This is a genomic window from Kitasatospora sp. NPDC053057, from assembly GCF_044546945.1.
In the GTDB taxonomy this organism is placed as follows: domain Bacteria; phylum Actinomycetota; class Actinomycetes; order Streptomycetales; family Streptomycetaceae; genus Kitasatospora.
Map to the genome: position 1 here is coordinate 51470 of NZ_JBITZP010000041.1, position 17970 is coordinate 69439.

General features: G+C 70.3%; 18 protein-coding genes and 1 pseudogene. 11 read left to right on the plus strand and 8 right to left on the minus strand.

The window, feature by feature from the left end; translation table 11 throughout:
- The first annotated feature begins 13 nt into the window (after window positions 1-13).
- Complete coding sequence (locus ACIG5E_RS31555; protein WP_396539210.1) at window positions 14-934, plus strand: AAA family ATPase; 921 nt, start codon at window positions 14-16, stop codon at window positions 932-934.
- Window positions 934-2406, plus strand: coding sequence for an SAVED domain-containing protein (locus ACIG5E_RS31560; RefSeq protein WP_396539212.1), 1473 nt, complete (start codon window positions 934-936; stop codon window positions 2404-2406). The genes ACIG5E_RS31555 and ACIG5E_RS31560 overlap by 1 nt, the downstream gene beginning before the upstream one ends.
- 102 nt (window positions 2407-2508) lie before the next feature.
- Here ACIG5E_RS31560 and ACIG5E_RS31565 read toward each other — a convergent pair whose 3' ends face one another.
- Both ACIG5E_RS31565 and ACIG5E_RS31570 read right to left on the minus strand, forming a co-directional pair.
- Window positions 2509-2952 carry a hypothetical protein gene (locus tag ACIG5E_RS31565; RefSeq protein ID WP_396539214.1) on the minus strand — a complete coding sequence of 148 codons (444 nt, stop codon included), beginning with the start codon at window positions 2950-2952 and terminating at the stop codon, window positions 2509-2511.
- A 201-nt stretch (window positions 2953-3153) separates the two neighbouring features.
- On the minus strand, window positions 3154-3312 hold the full coding sequence (locus ACIG5E_RS31570) for a hypothetical protein (RefSeq protein WP_396539216.1): 159 nt from the start codon (window positions 3310-3312) through the stop codon (window positions 3154-3156).
- Window positions 3313-3578: 266 nt separating this feature from the next.
- Between ACIG5E_RS31570 and ACIG5E_RS31575 the strand changes: the two genes are divergently transcribed.
- Genes ACIG5E_RS31575 through ACIG5E_RS31585 form a run of 3 tightly spaced genes read left to right on the plus strand, consistent with a single transcriptional unit; the run spans window position 3579 to window position 7176 of the window.
- Complete coding sequence (locus ACIG5E_RS31575) at window positions 3579-4199, plus strand: DNA-binding protein (protein WP_396539218.1); 621 nt, start codon at window positions 3579-3581, stop codon at window positions 4197-4199.
- A 5-nt stretch (window positions 4200-4204) separates the two neighbouring features.
- On the plus strand, window positions 4205-6472 hold the full coding sequence (locus ACIG5E_RS31580; RefSeq protein WP_396539220.1) for a hypothetical protein: 2268 nt from the start codon (window positions 4205-4207) through the stop codon (window positions 6470-6472).
- Complete coding sequence (locus ACIG5E_RS31585) at window positions 6469-7176, plus strand: helix-turn-helix domain containing protein (RefSeq protein ID WP_396539222.1); 708 nt, start codon at window positions 6469-6471, stop codon at window positions 7174-7176. The genes ACIG5E_RS31580 and ACIG5E_RS31585 overlap by 4 nt, the downstream gene beginning before the upstream one ends.
- 77 nt (window positions 7177-7253) lie before the next feature.
- On the opposite strand, the gene ACIG5E_RS31590 is transcribed toward ACIG5E_RS31585, so the two are convergent.
- The 6 genes from ACIG5E_RS31590 to ACIG5E_RS31615 all read right to left on the minus strand — a co-directional run bounded on the left by ACIG5E_RS31590 (window position 7254) and on the right by ACIG5E_RS31615 (window position 14128).
- Window positions 7254-7610, minus strand: coding sequence for a hypothetical protein (locus tag ACIG5E_RS31590; protein WP_396539224.1), 357 nt, complete (start codon window positions 7608-7610; stop codon window positions 7254-7256).
- The gene (locus tag ACIG5E_RS31595; RefSeq protein ID WP_396539226.1) at window positions 7607-8221 is read right to left on the minus strand and encodes a hypothetical protein; all 615 of its coding nucleotides are present in this window, start codon (window positions 8219-8221) and stop codon (window positions 7607-7609) included. Before ACIG5E_RS31595 ends, ACIG5E_RS31590 begins: the two co-directional genes overlap by 4 nt.
- Before the next feature lie 195 nt (window positions 8222-8416).
- Window positions 8417-10285, minus strand: a complete 1869-nt coding sequence (locus ACIG5E_RS31600; protein ID WP_396539228.1) for a TniQ family protein — start codon at window positions 10283-10285, stop codon at window positions 8417-8419.
- Window positions 10282-11523 carry a TniB family NTP-binding protein gene (locus tag ACIG5E_RS31605; protein ID WP_396539231.1) on the minus strand — a complete coding sequence of 414 codons (1242 nt, stop codon included), beginning with the start codon at window positions 11521-11523 and terminating at the stop codon, window positions 10282-10284. Before ACIG5E_RS31605 ends, ACIG5E_RS31600 begins: the two co-directional genes overlap by 4 nt.
- Window positions 11520-13355 (minus strand): transposase, encoded by a 1836-nt coding sequence (locus ACIG5E_RS31610; protein WP_396539233.1) that lies wholly within the window; start codon window positions 13353-13355, stop codon window positions 11520-11522. Before ACIG5E_RS31610 ends, ACIG5E_RS31605 begins: the two co-directional genes overlap by 4 nt.
- A gap of 206 nt (window positions 13356-13561) precedes the next feature.
- Window positions 13562-14128: a hypothetical protein gene (locus ACIG5E_RS31615; RefSeq protein WP_396539235.1), complete on the minus strand. Its 567-nt coding sequence runs from the start codon at window positions 14126-14128 to the stop codon at window positions 13562-13564.
- A 594-nt stretch (window positions 14129-14722) separates the two neighbouring features.
- Between ACIG5E_RS31615 and ACIG5E_RS31620 the strand changes: the two genes are divergently transcribed.
- The 6 genes and pseudogenes from ACIG5E_RS31620 to ACIG5E_RS31645 all read left to right on the plus strand — a co-directional run.
- Window positions 14723-15055 carry a metalloregulator ArsR/SmtB family transcription factor gene (locus ACIG5E_RS31620; RefSeq protein WP_396539237.1) on the plus strand — a complete coding sequence of 111 codons (333 nt, stop codon included), beginning with the start codon at window positions 14723-14725 and terminating at the stop codon, window positions 15053-15055.
- A complete protein-coding gene (locus ACIG5E_RS31625) occupies window positions 15052-15798 on the plus strand; it encodes a DUF2071 domain-containing protein (RefSeq protein WP_396539239.1) in 747 nt (248 codons plus the stop codon). Before ACIG5E_RS31620 ends, ACIG5E_RS31625 begins: the two co-directional genes overlap by 4 nt.
- 63 nt (window positions 15799-15861) lie before the next feature.
- On the plus strand, window positions 15862-16074 hold the full coding sequence (locus tag ACIG5E_RS31630) for a hypothetical protein (RefSeq protein WP_396539241.1): 213 nt from the start codon (window positions 15862-15864) through the stop codon (window positions 16072-16074).
- A 44-nt stretch (window positions 16075-16118) separates the two neighbouring features.
- Window positions 16119-16978 (plus strand): annotated as a pseudogene (locus tag ACIG5E_RS31635) (IS5 family transposase).
- A gap of 73 nt (window positions 16979-17051) precedes the next feature.
- Window positions 17052-17384 carry a hypothetical protein gene (locus tag ACIG5E_RS31640; RefSeq protein WP_396539243.1) on the plus strand — a complete coding sequence of 111 codons (333 nt, stop codon included), beginning with the start codon at window positions 17052-17054 and terminating at the stop codon, window positions 17382-17384.
- Between the two features lie 94 nt (window positions 17385-17478).
- Window positions 17479-17970 (plus strand): transposase (locus tag ACIG5E_RS31645; protein WP_396539249.1); only part of this gene is annotated, 492 nt, incomplete at its 3' end.

Genomic DNA, 17970 nt, shown 5'->3' on the forward strand with positions numbered 1-17970 from the left:
GGAGGAAGACCGAGTGGCAAGCCAGGATGACCTGTTCCACCCCGTGATCGAGCTGCCCGAAGCCGTACGCCGGGCCCGCTACCACCGCCTGGTCGGCCTGGACGACATAAAACTGCGCCTGCGCAAGGAAGCCGTCCTGCTGGCCGACCCGCGCAAGCTCCAGGCATGGGCCGACGCACACCACGGCGGCGACGTCGCCGTACTGAAGCTGTTCGCCGACCGGGCACCGCTGTTCGTCTTCGCCGGGGACGTCGGCTCCGGCAAGTCCGCCCTCGCCGAGTCCTTCGGCTGCGACCTCGCCGACCAGCTCGACCTGCCCGTCCTCCTCTACCGGCTCAAGCTCGCCACCCGCGGCAGCGGCCTGGTCGGGGAGATGACCGCCCTCATCGGCGACGCCTTCGCCCACCTGCACGCCGAAGGCCGCCGCGTCCAGGGGCCCCGCGGCGTGAACTCCGTCCTGGTGCTCGTCGTGGACGAGGCCGACGCCCTCGTCCAGTCCCGCGAAGCGCAGCAGATGCACCACGAGGACCGGGCCGGTGTCGACGCCTTCCTCGCCGGGATCGACAGCCTCGCTGGCGCCGAGGTCCCGGTCATCGTCGTGCTGTGCACCAACCGCGTCGGTGCCCTCGACCCGGCAGTCATGCGCCGCGCGGCTGCCACCTTCACCTTCGGGCGCCCTGACGACCGGCAGCGCCACGCTGTTCTCACCCAGGCTCTGGACGGCCTCGCCATCGGGCCCGAGACCGTCGACAAGCTCGTCGCGCGCACCGGCCCCAGCACCGGCCGGCCCGGCTACACCTTCTCCGACATCACCCAGCGTCTGGTCCCGGCAGCCATCCTGCGGGCCTTCCCCGACCAGCCTGTCCGCGACGAGGACCTCCTCGCCCTCGCCGAGGAACTGAAGCCCACCCCCGTGTTCGCCGAGGAGCACTGATGGAGCCCCTACCCGCCCCCGGTCCCACCAGCGTCAGGACCACCGGCGACTACTACCAGTGGCTCACCGCCTGGGAGGCGTGCCTGACTCTCCTGCGTGAGAACGCCGCCCGCTCGCACAACCCCGTCCGCTCGGTTGGGGTGGAACTGGACGGCGTCGGGAACCTCGACGACGTCGTCCAGCTGCGCGACGCCGCGCCGCACACCTACAAGCAGGTCAAGTACACCGTGGACAGCTCCACGCCCGTCAACGAGGAGTACCTGACCAAGCCCAGCCCGAGCGGCGGCCCGTCGGTCCTCAAGAAGATCGCCAAGGCATGGCGGAAGCTGACCGCGGACGGCGACTGCGTAGAGCTGGTCCTCGTCACCAACCGGGCACCCGACCCGGACGACGACCTGGTGTCCGTCCGCGACGCCCGCACCGGGTTCCTGATGCCCAAGGCGGGCGAAGGGGGCGCCAACTCGAAGCTCGGCCAGGCCCGTGCCCGCTGGGCCCAGGACGCCGACCTGACCGAGGCCGAACTCGGCGAGCTCCTGTCCGTCCTGCGCTTCGACCTGGCCCAGGACATGGTCCGCTTCCAGGAGCACCTGCAGCTGCTGATGGCCGTCACCGGCCTGCGCCACGACGAACGGGCGGTGACGGCCGGTGCCAACTGGGTCGCCGAGAAGGTCCGCGAAGGCCGACGCAAGCTCACTCTGGAGATGGTCCGGTCCGCCGTCGACACCCTGGACCTGAAGGCCGGCCCCGCCCGGGCCGTCCTGTCGATCGCCACACTCAAGCCGGACCTACTTGCCCCGGACGCCGACCACGCCCTCGACTGGGTCGACCGATTCGACGGCGACTCCGACTACACCAAGCGCCGCCCCCTCCCTCCGAACACCTGGGAGCAGCTTCAGAGGGACATCGAGGCCACCCCGGGCCGACTTCCCGTCGGCAGCACCGCCGTCTCGATCACCGGCAGCATCCGCCTGGCCCCGGCCTTCCTGGCCGGCACCGCCTTCCGCATGGTGACCGGCGCCGACGTCGCCGTCATGCAGCGCGGACAACTCTGGTCCACCAGCAACCCGTACGACACCGCTCTGGCCCCCGGCGCCGAGGAGCACCCCGTCGACCAGGGCGACGAGCTCGCCGTCGCCATCGCCATCGCCACCGACCCGACCAAGGACGTCATGACGTACCTGCGCGAGCAGCACGTCCCCGTCTCCAAGCTCATCGTCCTCACCACGCCCGGCGGGCCCGCGAAGGACGGCTCTGTCCCCGACAGCACGGCCGCCAACGCCCTGGCTGTCGGTATCCGTGACCACCTGCGCGGCGTGACCCGCCCGGTCCGGCGCATGCACCTCTTCCTGGCCTGCCCGATGGGACTCTCCCTCTTCCTCGGCCACCGGTGGAACCGGCTGTGCCAGACCGTGGTGTACGAGGACATCAAGGTCGATGAGGCCTACGAGCCGGCCTTCACTATCGAGGCCTGACACACAACCAGCTCCGAGTAGGGGACGGACTGGGGCCCGGACACCATCGCGGTGCCCGGGCGCCGCGGCTGCCGGGTACTGGCCAGGTGGCCGCGCGCGCCACTACACGCGGTGGCCGGCGCGGGCGAGCTCGCCGCGCACGTCCTGGTCCATGGCCTGGCGGACCTGGGCCACCACCTTCTTGGTCTGCTGGTACATCGCCTGCCCGGGGACCGCGCCCCCCGGGCCCCTGACCTGGAGCCCGTGGACGGCGGCGGCCAGGCGCAGCAGTCCGGAGACGATGTGGGCCGCGCCTTCGGCGGTGTGACCGATGTCCGAGTCGAGGACGTGGCCGATCTCGGCGGCCGTCCGGGCCCGGCGCAGGTGCAGGACGGTGGCCCAGTCCTTTCCTCCGTTGACCATCTTGTTGGCGGCGCCGTAGCCGCGCAGGACCGCTGGCACGGTGTTCGGGCCCTTGGTGGCGAGCTGCGCTTCGACAGCACCGAGAAGGGCGCCGAGCACGTCGTTGGACCGCCGCCCGGGGCTGACTGCCAGGATGGTCGCCAAGAGGTGGTTGGCATCCTTCGGGTCCGTCAGGTCCAGCGTGGGGTTGGGGGCCGGTGGGGGTCTTCCTCCAGGAGGTGGGCGGCCCAGTCCTTCGCGCGCTGCCTCCTCTGGTCACTGTCGGCGCCGGTGACGACGGCGTGCTCGGGTGCTCGTTCGCATCGACCAGCGAGATCTGCGGCAGCCAGTAGACGTTGGGCGCGTTCAGACGACAGGACCCAGGTGGCCGGGGCAGACGACCAGTTCCGAGTCGAGGTGCCGGTGGATCACGAACCGCGCCGGTTCGGGGCAGCGCTCACGGTCAGTGGGGCCGCTGCGCTGCGCCTGGCAGAGCTCGGCCTGGGGGTGCGGTGATTCGACCATGTCCGCAGGGTGGCAGGCCCCTGCCCGATGCCGCAGCCGTTGTCGGTGGATCCTGCGGCTCGGCCCGCTCCCCGCTGGACAGCGGGCCGCCGGGGCGGCGCGGATAGTCCCCCAAAGGGCCAGTGGTGAGCAAGGGCACGGGCGTTGACGCATCCCACATGCTTGTACGACTTACTAAAAAGGCATGGGCGGTGTCGGAAGGGAGGCGTAGAGTGGCCCTAGCGTTTCAAGTTAGATGAATAGGCGTGGAGGTTGTGGGTGTGTTCGTGACGACCGGTCAAGTCGGGACGGTGCTGGGGTGTTCGATCCCGACGGTGAAGAAGCTGATGGCCACCGGTGTGGTCCCCGGCGTGCGCGACGTCGGCCGGCAGGTGTTCCCGCTGGCCGCGCTCCAGCAGTTGCAGGCCCGGCCCGCCGCCGACCTGACCGTGCTCGGCGTGGCTGAGGTGGCGGTGCTGCGCTCGGACGCCCCCGCGCGGGTGGACGAGCCGGACCGGGAGTGGATCGGCTTCGGCGCCGGCCTGGACCAGGTGCAGCTGCTGGCCGCGCTGTCCGGCTGGTGGCGGTGCGATCCGGCTCGAGTCGCGGCCGGCACCGTGCTGCCGGTGACGGTGGCCGGGTTCGTCGTCGCGGTGCTGACCGGCCTGGCCGAGTGGGAGGCCGACGGCACCGTCGGCACTGCGGGCCGGTTCCGCTTCCCGAAGGCCCGGATGGCCGGCTACCTGAGGGACCTCACCGCCCCTGCCAACGCTGCCGATCCCACCGACCCCGAGGACGCCCGCCTGGCGGGCCTGCTGCTCGGCACCCGCCTGCCGTCGGTCTCCGGCGGCCCGATCGCCTACGTCACCACCAACCCGACCACCGACACCACCGACGAGGGGGAGTAAGCCTGATGGACCGCAAGACGTACACCGCCGAGCTCGCCGGTCTGCGTGAGCTGCGCACCGAGATCACGGCCGCCGAGAAGACGGTCGTGGCCGCGCGGAAGGAGCTGGACAAGCTCACCGCCCAGCGCGCGCGCCGGGTGGCCGGGCTGGCGGGGTACGAGGGCGCTCAGGCGCCGGCCATCGCGAAGGCCTCCGGTCTGTCGGTCGGCGATGTGGTGCGGATCGCGCCGCTGTTGGACCCGACCCCGGCTGCCGTGCGCGCCGCCAAGGCCGACGACCAGGCCGCCGCCGCGCCCGACCCAGCCCCGGAGGCCGCGCCGGTCGCCGAGCCCGCCACCGCGGTCGCCCCGGTGCTGAGCCGCCCCGCCGCCGTACTCGAGCAGCCGGCCCCGGCCCCCTCGGCCCAGGCCGAGGTTGAGGACCTGGCTATCGCCGAGCAGCCCGCCGCCCAGCAGCCGGGGCCGGCCACATCGGTCACCGGGGAGACAGAACCCGGTGTACAGGCCGCTTCGTACCGCACCACTGCGTCGATCCCGGTCGCTGCCGCGCTGCGTCCTGCGGTCGAGTCCGGTCCGCGTGAGCTGCCTACCTTTCCCGACGGTCCGACGGGCGCGCGGTTCGAGGCCGTCACCACGGGCCTGGTCTCCAAGCGTCCGAACTTCACCCAGCAGGCCCGCGCCACGGTGTTCCTGGACGCGGCGACCGGCGACCTGGCGGTGCGCGACCGTGTCGTGCGGCTCGACCTCGGCGCCCGCACCCCCGGGGAGGTCCTGGACGCCGTCCTCGCGACCGCGCCCGGCACCGAGCGCATCTACATCACCGCCGGCGCCCCGTGGCACGACGGCGCCGAGCGGTACAGCACGCTCAAGGACGCGGTCGCGGCCTGGCTGAACACGCCGTCCGAGCGGTGGACCACCGCGGTGGGCTCGGGCCGGGACAAGCTGGCTGGGCACTTCGTGCACCAGCGCCAGCCGGTCGGCCGCTACGCCCCGGCTGCCGCTCCGGAGGGGCCGGTGGCGGAGATCCGGAGCATGGGGGAGTGGTTCGACCCGGACGGCGCGGACGTGGTCACCTGCCGTCAGGCGTTCACGCTGTTGTGGCAGGCGCTGCGCCGTCACTGGGACGACGCGGTGCTGATGGGCTCGCCGTCGCAGACCGGCCGGGACTTGTGGTCGCGCACCATCCCGACCACCGGGAAGTGGGCGGGCGGCTACCCGGTGCTGTCGGAGGAGCTGCGCGGCCTGTTGCACGCGACGGGCGGGCAGGGCCGTACCGAGCTGATCCTGCCGCCCCGCGTCCCGGACCAGTTGCCCGCCCTGGTGGAGTACGACAGGACCTTCGCGTACGCGAAGCACCTGTGGAAGTCACCGGTCGGCACCCCGCGCCGGATCACCGCCGCCGCGTTCGCCGCGATGACGCAGGCCGAGCAGACGAAGGCGCTGATGTCCTGCTCGCACTGGAACGTGCGCGTCACGGTCCCGGCCGGGTGGAACCACGTCGGTCTGCTGCCCGCGCCGGTGACCGGTGACCGCGCCTGGATCTACCCGTCCGAGCCGGGCACCACGTTCACCACCTGGGCGGGCGGCGCCGAGGTCCATCTCGCCCTGTCGAACCACCTCGCCCCATGGAAGGTCGAGATCCTGGGCGGGCTGCTGTTCGAGGACGGCAAGCCGCTGGACGAGTGGGGTAAGCGCCTCAAGTCGGCCTGGGCGGACCTGACCAACCTCTCGAAGCTGCACGGCGACGAGCGGCAGCGCACCGCGGCCTACCTCGCCTCCCGTGCGGTCCGGTCGGTGTTGCTGTTCGGCCTGGGCGGTTTCGCGCAGCGCCCGCGCCTGGTCTCCGGCACCACGCCGCTGGGTGAGGCGCTTCCGGCGGGGGTGGAGATCCTGGGCCAGGACGACACGGTGGTGACCTGGCAGCGGCAGGCCGGGTTCTCCCGCGACCCGTACGCGCACCCGGAGTGGGCGGCGTACGTGTGGTCGGGGGCGCGGGCGGCGCTGCTGGACATGAAGTACCGGCAGGGCAAGGAGGTCATCGGGTACGCCGGTGCCCTGCACGCCAGGCCCGGCACGGTCGTGTACTTCGGCACGGACGGCATCGCCCTGACGGAGCGCCAGCCCTGGCCCTACCGGGGCGAGCCGGGCGACTACCTCCTCAAGGGCCACCTGACCGGCCCGGTGGAGCACCCGAGGAGCCAGGAGCAGTACCTGAAGCTGCGCGGCCTGGGCCGCGCCGAACTCGCCGCCACCGAGAAGGGGACTGACCAGTGAGCCCGGCCGATCCGCAGAACCCGAACGAGGCCGCGCGCCTGACCCAGGAGCTGATCGACCAGGGCTACACCAAGCGCCAGGTCGCAAGGATGCTCGGCCGCGACGCCAGTCTGGTGTCCCAGTTCTTCACCAAGGGCAAAGGGGCGGCGTTCGTCGGCGCGCTGCGCCAGGTCGTGCGAGCGGTGCGCGGGGGTGAGCGGGACACCGAGGCGCTCGGTGCCGTCGCCCGGGAGAACGTGGAGCGGCGGCGCACGAAGGCCGGGCAGAAGGCCCGGGTGCGCGGTAAGGACGTCGTGGGTGAGGCGGGCGGCAGCATGGCCGGCCGCGCCGGGAAGCAGGCCATCAAGTCCGGCGCCTCCCACCTCGCCCCGGTGGTGCACGAGACCGGGCAGGCCGGCGGCCGTCTCGCCTTCACCGTCCGGATGAAGGCCAACCAGTACACGATGTCGGCCGGCTCCACGGAGGACTCCCCAGGTCTGCGCCGCGGCTTCATCCCGCGCGCGGACGGCACCGAGGAGCGCACCTACGGCTCCGCCAGCACCGGCGGCTTCGACGCCGCCGAGTGGTCCCAGCGCGTCGCCGACCACCACGGCGACGTCACCGAGGCCATGCGCGCCTGGCTGGTGGAGACCGGCCGCGCCGTCGCCGACGCCGACATCGCCTACCTGGAAGTCCGCGGCTGGGTGCCGCCCGAACAGCAGTAGAGAGTCCGGTTGTGTGACTGAGCGCTTCACTTGGCCAGTGAGCGATCGAGTTGGCCAGTTGAGCGTTCGGCTTGCTGTCAGTCCGTCGTTTCGTTTTGGGTAGCGTCGACACCAGTGCAGGCCAACACCGTGGTGGCTGTGGCGTTGAGGAAGAGCATGAACGTCCATGTTCGATCGGCTGTGTCGACCCGGCCGATGCGGAGGAGTTCGTCCCCTGCGCTTCTGAGGATCTCGACGGTTTTGGCGAGGGCGAGTGTCGGTTGCCCTCGCTTCTGGGTGATTCGGAGCCGGGCCCGGTAGGTGGCTGCGACCCGGTTCGCGGGGACCAGGCCGTCCCAGACGACGAAGGTGCCTCCGGTGAGCAGGGCGCCGCGTGCGGGGTCGCATGCCGGCGTCTGCTCGGCGAGCATTGCGGCGAGGTCGTCGCGTGTCATGCGCCGGCCTCGCCCGGGGGTACTGTGTCGGGCGCCGGACGGGTCCAGAGGGTGAGGTCGCTGCTGGTGGCGATGGCGAGGGTGCGTCCGGACGGTGAGAAGCCGGCGGCTCGCAGTTCGGAGTAGTTGGCGTCGAAGATGTGCCACCAGCTTTCTCCGTGCGGACCGTTGTGGGGTATGCCTCCGTCAGCGGACAGCAGGACGCGGTCGTGCGGCCACTCGGGGCTGACGACCTCAAGGGTCCAGCCGTCCTGGGTGGTGGTGTGCAGCCCGCCTCCGAAAAGGCCCGCGATGCGTACTCGGGTCGCGGCGATGGGGCTGAGCCCGGGGCAGGAGAGATCCGGCTCCGCGTCCGGGGTGCTGCCATCGGGGTCAGGGTCACGGTCCCGGGCGATCTTCTCGCCGGTCGCGGCGTCGAAGAGCCCGTGACCGTCGACGGAGACCACCATGACCAGGTCGCGGCCGTCGTCGGGAGCGGTGGCAAAGCCGATCCCGAGCAGTCCGCCGATGGGGGTGCGCCGGTCCAAGACCGGGCGCCAGGGAGCGGGTGGCGGAATGACGGGGACGGACAGGAACTGTTCTCGCAGTCGCTGCTGGTAGTCAGAGATCACGTGCTTCCTCGCCTTTCACCGGGCTGTTGACCGCCTCAAGGCGATGACGGGAATCGTGCCAGATTGGGTTCGATGGCGTCCTTCGCATTCTCAGCCCGTCGGCTGTCGTGTCCGACCGTCAGCGGTAGCGGCGCTCGGTCTGCCCATCGCGAGGTGCCGGGCAGTGGTCTGCGTCGGCGGCCCACGATCTGCTGGCTAATTACCGAAGGTGATCACTCCGGTGTCGATGGCTTTGGTGAGTTGGGCTGCGTGGTCGTCAAGGAGCGGCTTGAGCCGGCGGTAATAGGGATGTCGGTCGGTGTGCTGGAGTTTGCGCATGGTGGCGCGGCGTTCTCGCATCCACATCTCGTGGGCTGCGGGGTCGGAGGCGATGTGAGGTGGGCAGGGCGAGAAGTAGTACTCGCCGTGCGTGACTTGCGCCCAGATGTAGGCGGAGACCGCGAGACGTTTCCGGTCGTTGGTGATGGCCCGGCTGCCGGGCTGTTCCTGCAGTTGGCTCACCATGCGGTGCCAGGCTGAACGCGGGAGAGTCCAGTCGGCGAGGCACTGGCGGCGGCGCTCGTAGTCGATCTCCGGTGTTGCTTCGAGTTCGGCGGCGATGGCGTCGACGGCGAACTCGAACGCGTGCAGATTGTCCTGGGCTCGGATCCATCTGCCGATATCCCTGCCGAAACCGATCGCTCCTTGGGGACCGACTCTGATCCCGAGGAACCGGGCCGCATCGACGAGGGAGCCGCCGCGGGCGCGTCGGACGAGGTAGGTGGCCGCGGTGCGCCGCAAGAGACGGTTGCTGGCACCGGTGAAGTGCCCGAGGTGCGTGTCGGCCCATTCCTGGGGGATGAATGCAGGGACGTGCTCGGGACGGTAGGCGACCTGGCTGAGAGGAACCCGGTGACCGCTCGGACCGCGGCGGAAGGTGTGGACCAGGGTCTCTGCCGCGAGTTGGAACCGTTCGGAGCATCCGTCGCGATAGATCTTGAACGCGCGGTCCCAGGTGTGGTGGCGGACAGGGGTGATTCCTGTGCGCGTCCGGTTCTCCGTCGGTGCGAGTTGGGCCAGGGCGGCGCGCAGAGCGTCGGAGGCCAGGATGGCGTCGGCGGCGTGGAGGAAGGCCGCGCAGGCCCGGGCGTCTGCGGGTGGGGCGTTGGAGCGCTGAGGGGCGTTGGGGGAGTGATTCCGGGCGACGTGCTGGTCGGCCGCAGCCGTCGCCGGGCTGGGCGCGTCGGGCCGGGTTCGGGGCCAGGTAATGATGACCAGTGCGGCGACGAGCTGGAGTTCGGTGTAGTAGTGGCCCGCCTGCTCGGCGGGGTGCGCGGGGGTGAGCATCTCGGAGATTTTCGCCTGCAGAGCGAGGAGTTCAGAGCCGGGGCGGTCCGCCGGGTGGAGGTCGGCGCGGTTGAGGCGGGCTTTGCAGAGGCCATCGCCTGTGCGTGACGGCCTGTCCAGGTCGGGGCGTCGCTGCCGGCACTGGGCGGGATGCAGGCCCAGGATGCTCGGCCGGGTGATCAGCTGGCCGTGGGCCGAGGCGGCGACGGGCTGTCGGCATGTGGGGCAGAGGTGTTCGAGGAAGCGCTGGTGCCGCAGGCAGGAGAAGAACACGGGTAGTCGCCAGGTGCGCTGCCAGGGACCCCCGTGCCGGTCCTGGACGGGAGAGCCGTCGCCGGCCAGGCAGTCCGGGCAGTAGCGGGCGGTGGTCGAGAACAGCCAGTCCATTTGGGGCGTATGGCGTCCAGGGCGGAGGCCGTCGAGAACGAGGCTGATGGGCGGGTAGCGGGAGGCCCAGTCGGCCAGGGTGAGCCGGACGGTCTCGGCCGGAGTGAGCCGGGTGGTGATGGCGAAGTCGGCGGCCATCGCCGCGGGCAGCACTGTTGACCGGACGGCCATGGCCACGGTCTGGCCGTTGTCCTTGAGTTCCCCCAGTCCGGTGCGGCGCGCGATGTGGTCGGGCGAGACGCCCAAACGGTGGGCCAGCCGAAGGACGTAGCCGTTGAGGCACTCCTCCGGCAGGGGGTCCAGGCTGCGGGGGAGCGGAGTCCGCCGAGCGCCCGGGTCGTCCCGGGTCATGAGGCGTCTCCTGCCGCTGGGCCGCGGTCGTCGAAGACGGTGTTGCGGCCCCGGCGAGTGCTGCGGGCCTTGCGTGTGGCGGGGACGGCGGGGATCTCGCCGGCTGCCGGGTCGCGGCGCGGTGCGTGGCTCAGGTCGATGGCCAGGCCTTCGAGGAGGTCTTTGGTCAGCCGCTCCAGGCCGGTGTCGAGAGCCTCCCGGCAGCCGTCCTCGATCAATCGCTCCAGCAGGCCGACGACGCCGTTGGTGCGCTGGAACAGGTACTCGGGCATGGCGCCTGCGGTGAGCATGTCCTCGGGTGCATCGAGCAGCCGCAGGCTGTCCTGGACGCCGCGCAGGTGCTGGAGCCACGCTGCGATCTGCGGCGCGGTGTCGTAGCGGAAGCGGTCGAGCTCGACCAGGTCGAAGCGCCGCTCGGTCTGGGTTGCTTCCAGAGCGTGGATCTTGGCGTGCCGGGAGGCCGGCAGGTGCCACTGGCCGGTAGCGGGGTCGTGGCGGCCCTCGCGCAGCAGTCCGGAGCCGGGGATGTCGACGCCGATCAGGACCAGGGTGACGTGCATGCTCATGAAGGCCCGGATCAGGTCGAGGGTGTCCTGGTCGTCAGCGCGGTGCATGCGCAGTCGGGTGATGTCGTCCAGGATCAGGACCTTTGTGCCGTGGTCGCGCAGGGACGCGGCGACCTGGTGGATCAGTTCGGGCAGGTCCATGCGTGCGCTGACGGGGGTGTCGTAGAAGTTCAGGATGGCCTTACAGGTGCTCTTCGGCTTTGCTGTCACCGGTGTTTGGACGTAGGCGACCGGGGCGTGCAGGTCCCGGCAGCCGGGACCTGCATCGGGGTTGAGGTGCTGGTGCAGTGCGAGCCAGCGGTCCTCGAACGCGGCGGCGACTTCGCAGACGCACTCGGTCTTGCCCTGATAGCCGCCACCGGAGACCATCACGCCGGCACGGGTGGCGGGCTTGAGCTTGAGCGCGTTGCTCTCGATGCGGCCGTTGAGGAGCCGCTCGACCACGCGGCTCATCGGGGTGGACAACAACGGAAGGTTTGTGTGGGTCGCGGCGCGGTGCAGGTCGTGGAGCATCTTCTTCCGGGGGCTCAGCAGCCGCCACGCCGCGAGATCCAGTGCGGGTGCCGGGGTGAACAACCGGCGGGTCAGGCGCCAGTGCTGCCAGCCGGTCAAGGTCTCGCGGGCTGGAGAGGGGCCGGGCAGTACGAACGGCGCCGTCTCGCCGGAGGTCATAGCGGCCCTCCCTCTACTGACTCGCAGTCGTCCGGGGCGTCGGTGCTGGGCAGTGCGAACAGGCTGTGCCGGCGGAGGTTTTCGCCGAGCAGGGCGGGCGGCGCGGGGAGTTCGGGGACCGCGGCTTCCCGACGGCGGCGGCGCTCGCTGTCGATCGCCTGCCGGTTCTGCTGGACGAGTTCGACGGGGCTGGGCGCGATCGGTGCGGACCGGACGGCGGCCGGGCCCGCGCGATCGCGCTCGGTGGCCCGGGCCCGGGCCACCTCCCGGGCCCGCTCGGTCCGCTCGGCCTTCGTCAACTGGCTCGGCCAGGCGGCGACCGGGGTGTGTGCGGAGATCAGGTCAAGCAGCACCGGGAGGAGTTCGGACTCCTCACGCGGTTTGAGGCCGGCGCGGGCGGCCTCGCGCAGGACCTGCTGGACTCGCGCGTCGCCGAATGCGGGGATGTCCCCGCTGGAGGGCAGTCCGTTCCAGGGCAGGGTGTGCCACTGTCCGGTGCGTTCGAAGTACACCTGGCGGCAGTCGCGCGGGTCGCGGTTGACCGCCCACTTGCCGCGGTGGCGGCCGCTTCGCGGGGACGGGAAGGCGCCGAGATCAGTGAGGACTGGGTGGCCGCCGCCGTACCAGAGCCCGCCGATCTTGACCCCGCGTGCGCCGTGGATCTTTACGTAGTGGGCGGGAAGGAGGTGGTGGTAGAGGTCCAGGTCGGGGATCTGCAGGGCGATGCCGTCCCGGGCGGCTGCGGCAGCGAACAGCGTGTTCGGGCTGTGGCGCCCGCCCGGATCCCAGGTGGGCGCGTACTGGTCCAGCCGCCGGTTCTGCCAGATCTTCACGATCCATGTCGCCAGCAGGTGCTCCATCTCGTCCACGGTCCAGGCAGCGTCGCCTTCCGGGTCGGCACCACGGTCCGCGACATCCCGCCCGCGGTAGCCCAGCAGCAGTTCCAGCAGCAGCGACTGGATGCCGGAGAACGCGCGCTCGCAGGCGGCCTTGTCCTGCGGCCGCATCGCGCGGGCCGGCAGCACCAACACCCCGAGGGTGCGGGCCACCTGGACCAGGTGGTGGTTCTTGTAGACGCTTCCGTGATCGCTGGTCAGCGTCTCCGGCGCGAAGAACGGACGCCCGGCGACCGGGTGGCCGGCGAACTCGGTGACCAAGGCAGCGGGGACCCCTGGGTAGTGCCAAGCCATATCAGGCGTCCAGTCCGGGCGCATCGGCAGCGGGACCATCACGTCCCGCAGCAGCATGGCCACCTCGATCGAGGAGTCCGACCCTGGGGTGAGCCGGAATGCGACCAGAGAGTGGGTGAAAGCGTCGAGCCCGAGAGTGAGGTCCGCAGTGATCGACTCTCCGAAGACGCTGTCGAGCAGCTTCACCGGGAACGGGGTGGTGTCCAGCACCACCACCTGTCCGGGCCGTGTGATCGTCACCGTGGACGCGCCGGTCTCCACCGCGGCCGCCGACCGCAGATAGCGCTGGCGGCCCCCCTCGGGGCCGAACCACTCCTTCCAGACCTTCGACAGTGTCGTGTAGTGCGGGATCGACTTCTCCGCCTCCTTGCCGTGCTTCTCCCAGACGAACTGGTGGATCATCCGCTCCTTGGTCTTCATCCCGACCCGTGAGCGGTGCAGGCACTCCGCGTGGACCGCGTGGATCGCCTCCGCGACCTGCGGGCTGATCGACCGGTGCCCGCGCAGCACCGGGGTCAGGCGTCCGTCCGCCAGGCCCATGATCCCGTGTTCGTGCCAGCCGGCGGACCATCGCCGCAGGGTTCGCTCGCTGGCCTGCCCGAGCCCCAACTGGCGTGCGTCATCAGGATGCAGAGCCTTCAACTCGGCGACCTTTGCCAGCCGACGTTCAGTCAGCGTCGTTCGCCCCGGGTCGAACTCTGGCCGAGGCTCTCCTTCCCGTGCCCAGTGCCGGCTGCCACTGCGAAAGCCGGTCTCGGCCTCCAGCAGGTGAGCCACCCGCAAGAGCAGGCGCTGCTGGTCCTCGCGGGTCAGATCCTCGAATCGCGTTTGCTGCCGTTCGCCGTCCATCACACCGTCCCCGCCGGATAGACCCAGGTCCCATCCCCGAACGGCTGAGTCAGATCGACCGCCAGCCGCCGCTGCCAGAGCAGCCGCACCGCGTGTGTTCGCGCGACCGCAGGAACCCGCGTCTGGTCCACCAACTCCCCAAACTGCCAGGGGCACCGACGCGCGGCGGAGAGCAACTGCCGCTCCAGTCCGAGCGGGTCGGTCATCGGCCGACGTCGTACCGAGAGAGCGTCGATTCCCGCGAGCACGCGTCCCCGCCAGCCGGTCACCACGGCATAGCGCCACCCCGCCGCTGCCGCCGCCTGGGCGGCCGCAGCGAAGCGCACCTCGTCCTCCTCCTCGATCAGACCTGCCGGACGAACGTTCAGCAGCCAGGACGCGTCCGCTGCCAGTACGAGGAAGTCCGGGATGTGCGCGCCTTTCCCCTCCGACCATGTGAATCGCAGCCGAAACGGCTGAGCCAGCACTTCGTCGAACCCGCCCACGAAGTCCAGGACGAGCAGCAGCCACCGCTCGGCCAGACTCTCGAAGCCGTGCTGCCGACCGGTGGAGACCAGGCACTCCAACCCTGGACGGTGCCGCTGCCTCGTCTGCCAGGCGAAGCGCCGTACAGGCACCGAAGCCATCGCCGGCACCCCGGCCAGGGACCTCACCGGGCTGACGACCTCAGCCTTCCCCACCTTCCACGTCGCGGCCCAAGACCTCGACCACCCCGGTCCGAGGTCCAGGCGCTCAATCGCCTGAGCAGGGATCTCGTACGGAACGAGAAGATCATCCAGTGAGCAGGTATGCGACCAGATCGGTCCCGACCCAGTGCCCTCAACGTGTACGCCGTCCACAACACTCAGGACACAGCACGTCGGTGGATGCACGGGCGAAATCACCCAAACCAGGCCCATCAGCCCAACTCTGGCGATACCCTGCCTGGTCGTCGCTCAACTGGCCAACTGAAATGCTCAGTCACAGGTCGGCCTCTCCCCAACCATGACCTGGCCCCGGGGAGAGGCCGACCGCCCGACCCTCCGACAGCTGTGACTGAGCGCTTCAGCTGGCGAGTGAGCGGTCGAGTTGGCGGGCTGAGCCGAAGCGGTCAGCCGCAACTGCCACGGAGGTCATGGGACCCATTGTTAGATATTTAGCAAAGATGCTAAATAGTAGGTATGACAGAAGCTCAGGACGAAGCAGGAGCCTTCCGTGCTCTCGCCGATCCGACGAGGCGCCAGATCCTCGAGGACCTCAGAGGCGGCGAGCTCGCGGCCGGCGAGATCGCCGCCAGGTTCGCGATCAGCGCGCCCTCCATCTCACGACATCTCGGCGTGCTCAAGGGAGCCGGACTGGTCACCGAGCGACGGGAAGGCAACCGGATCTTCTACGCGCTGGCCGAGGATCGCCTGGCCACCTGCATCGGCCGGTTCCTCAGCGCTGTCTGCCCCGAGCAGATCGTGCTTCGCCACACCAAATGGCGCCCCGGGGCGCAGAAGGAGGGGTCATGAGGCAGCCACGACTGGCCAGCGTCGTTGAACGACGGCTACTGGTGAACTACCGAGTCGCCCCGGATGTCGCGGCACGCCTGCTCCCCGGGCCACTGCGCCCCCAACTGGTGCACGGCTACGCGGTCGCGGGCATCTGCCTGCTGCGCCTGGGAAGTGTCCGGCCCCCCTGGGCGCCCAAGGCGTTCGGGCTGCGGAGCGAGAACGCGGCACATCGGATCGCCGTCGAATGGGACGGACCGGACGGCGTCGAGACCGGCGTCTACATCCCACAGCGCGTCACCGCCTCACGGCTCAACGCCTGGGCCGGAGGCCGCATCTTCCCCGGTGAACACGGCCGCGCCGACTTCGAGGCGCACGAGACGCCCGGTCAGATAAGCGTCGCACTGGCGACACGGGACGGCGATACCCGAGTGGATGTCACCGTCGAGCTGTCCGACGAGCTGCGCGGCAGCGAGCTCTTCGCCGATCTCACCGATGCTTCCCGTTTCTTCCGGGCCGGGGCAAAGGGCTTCTCGGCCACCAGCGCCGGCCCTCACCTGGACGGTATGGAACTGCGGACCAACGTCTGGCACGTGGAAGCAGGCCGAGTTCGCTCTGCCGCGTCGTCCTTCTTCGACGACCCGGACCGCTTCCCGCCGGGGAGTGCGACCCTGGACTGCGCTCTGGTCATGCGCGACGTCCCCGCCAGGTGGCGGCCACTCCCGGCCATGCCTTCCGAGCGAGGTGCTCAACTCGCCAAGTGAAGCGCTCAGTCACAACAGCCCCGCCCGCCCTGCCCCACCGTCTCAGCATCCGAAGAAGCCCAGGTGACCACCGGCCGCCGACCGTTCACATTCGCCCCCGAGACCCGCACCACCACTTGCCGCGCCTGCTGGACCTCCGGCCTGGACACCACCACCGAGGAGAAGGCCAAGACCTGGTACGCGGCCCACCGCCGCCGCTGCGCCCCGCCCACGCGGCTCGAGGACCGGCCCTCGGCCACCGTTCTGCAACTGCGCCGCCCGGCCCCGGACGCCTAGGGCCTGTTTTGGAAGGTCATCCAGCCTGATGCCAGGCTCGGCGGATGGGACGGGGGGATCTGTCGGATGGCCAGTGGGCTGTGCTGGAGCCGTTGTTGCCGGTTGCCGGAGTGGGACGTCCGGTGAGGTCGCGCCGCAGGCTGGTCGACGGGATTCGGTGGCGGGTGCGGACGGGCGCTCCATGGCGGGACGTTCCGCCCGAGTACGGACCATGGCAGACGATCTACGGATTGTTCCGCCGCTGGCAGCGTCAGGGTGTCTGGCAGCAGATCCTGGCTGGCCTGCAGGCGCGGGCCGATGCGGCGGGGATGATCGTCTGGGAGGTGAACGTCGACTCCACGGTCTGCCGGGCCCACCAGCACGCTGCGGGGGCTCGACGGGACGGCGCTGCCCAGAAGGAGCCGCCAGGCGGGGTCGGCGACGAGCCCTCGGACCACGGGCTGGGCCGGTCGCGGGGCGGCTTCACGACCAAGATTCATCTGCCGTGCGAGCAACGCCAGAAACCGCTGTCCCTGCTCGTCACGGCCGGCCAGCGCGGGGACTCACCGCAGTTCACGGCGGTGCTCGACGCGATACGGGTGGCCCGGGTCGACCCCGTACCCGTCCGCTTCGGGTGCGGGGGGACAAGGCGTATTCGTCCAAGGCCAACCGGGCCTACCTGCGCAGACGCGGCATTCGGTGCACCATCCCGGAGCCGGCCGACCAGATCCGCAACCGCAAGCGCCGCGGCGCGAGCGGTGGACGTCCGCCTCGCTTCGACCGTGAAGACTACAAGGCCCGCCACGCGGTCGAGTGCGGCATCAACCGGCTGAAGCAGCACCGGGCGGTGGCCACCCGCTTCGACAAACTCGCCGTTCGCTTCGAGGCGGCCGTTCTCGTCGCCGCGATCAACCAGTGGCTGTGAGGCCCAGGGTGTCGGGCTCGCGTGCCATGCTGGCCGCGAGCCCGGACCGGGCGTCGCACAAGGGGAGAGATCGGTGGCCGCTACCTACTACTGTGCCGACAGCGAGAACGGCGACCACATCGACGACCCGTCCGAAGACGCCATCTTCATGCTGGTCGACGACCTCAACGACACCGACAACACGTTCGTCGTCATCCAGCCCGACGAGGACGACCCAGTCTGGTACGTCTCGGTCGCCGTCCTCGACGAGGGCGGATACGAGATCGTCCGCCGTGACGCGAGCCGTCGCGAACACGACGTGGCCACCGAGACCAACATCGGCACAATCGCTCGCGACCTCATCCTTTGGTTGGCCGCCCGAAGCCTTCCAGGACGGCCCACCAGACGAACCTTCGACGCCTTCTAAAACACGGCCTAGTGGCTCGGCTCGATAGGTCGACCGGGAAATTGATCGGCTGTTGGTAGTTCCGTCAGGCTGTCTCCGGGATCTGATCTTGGAGGTGGTCGTGGGGCGTCGTCCGGGAGTGTTCGTCTGGCCGGTGAGCGTGGAGGAGGGCCGGCGGCTTCAACGGATCGGCCGGACCTCGAAGGATCCGGTCCGGCTGCGGCGGGCGATCGTGGTACTGATGTCCGCCCAAGGCCAGCCGGTGAAGAACATCACCTCGCTGCTGAGGGTCGGCGAGGACTACGTGCGCAATGTCATCCACGCCTTCAACGAGCGGGGGTTCGACGCGCTGGACCCAAAATGGAGCGGGGGACGCCCGAAGACGATCAGTGACCAGTTGCGTGAGCGCATCTGCCTGATCGCCCGGACGTCCCCCGCCGACTGGGGCATCGCCGCGTTCTCCACCTGGAGCCTGACCAAGCTCGCCGAGCACCTGGTCAAGCACAATGTCGTCACCGCGGTCAGCCGGGAGACCCTGCGCCGGATCCTGCGTGAGGGCAAGGTCTCCTGGCAGACGACAACGACGTGGAAGTCCTCCACGGACCCG

Coding starts and splice junctions, on each gene's coding strand:
- ACIG5E_RS31625 (WP_396539239.1), top strand. CDS start 15,052: ATGAGGCAGCCACGACTGGCCAGCGTCGTTGAACGACGGCTACTGGTG.
- ACIG5E_RS31580 (WP_396539220.1), top strand. CDS start 4,205: ATGGACCGCAAGACGTACACCGCCGAGCTCGCCGGTCTGCGTGAGCTG.
- ACIG5E_RS31620 (WP_396539237.1), top strand. CDS start 14,723: ATGACAGAAGCTCAGGACGAAGCAGGAGCCTTCCGTGCTCTCGCCGAT.
- ACIG5E_RS31600 (WP_396539228.1), bottom strand. CDS start 10,285: ATGACCCGGGACGACCCGGGCGCTCGGCGGACTCCGCTCCCCCGCAGC.
- ACIG5E_RS31570 (WP_396539216.1), bottom strand. CDS start 3,312: ATGGTCGAATCACCGCACCCCCAGGCCGAGCTCTGCCAGGCGCAGCGC.
- ACIG5E_RS31590 (WP_396539224.1), bottom strand. CDS start 7,610: ATGACACGCGACGACCTCGCCGCAATGCTCGCCGAGCAGACGCCGGCA.
- ACIG5E_RS31605 (WP_396539231.1), bottom strand. CDS start 11,523: ATGACCTCCGGCGAGACGGCGCCGTTCGTACTGCCCGGCCCCTCTCCA.
- ACIG5E_RS31560 (WP_396539212.1), top strand. CDS start 934: ATGGAGCCCCTACCCGCCCCCGGTCCCACCAGCGTCAGGACCACCGGC.